Consider the following 271-nt stretch of genomic DNA (forward strand, 5'->3'; position numbering starts at 1 on the left):
CCGGTTTCAACCTCTATCTGGAATCGTGAAAGATTATGCCCAGCGTATGCCGCTTGCCGGAACGGATGCGGCTGACGCCGTGCCGCATCTTGACGCGATAATCCCCGCGCGTCCCCTGCATCGGACGGTCATTGACCGCGAAGACCACGCCGTCGCCTTGCCGGAGCGGCACGACCTCGGCCCGGCTCTGCATGCGCGGGCGCTGCTCGGTCAGGACGAATTCGCCGCCCGTAAAATCCTTCTCCGGCTCGGACAGCAAAATCGCCACCTG

1 protein-coding gene is annotated in these 271 nt (G+C 63.8%); it reads right to left on the minus strand.

Going from position 1 to position 271, the window contains the following annotated elements:
- Positions 1 to 13: 13 nt before the first annotated feature.
- Positions 14 to 271, minus strand: a 258-nt coding sequence (locus R0J92_RS23160; RefSeq protein ID WP_411053398.1) for a 2OG-Fe(II) oxygenase, incomplete at its 5' end; no start/stop codon positions are given.

The organism is Tritonibacter sp. SIMBA_163, from assembly GCF_046535935.1.
GTDB lineage: Bacteria > Pseudomonadota > Alphaproteobacteria > Rhodobacterales > Rhodobacteraceae > Epibacterium > Epibacterium scottomollicae.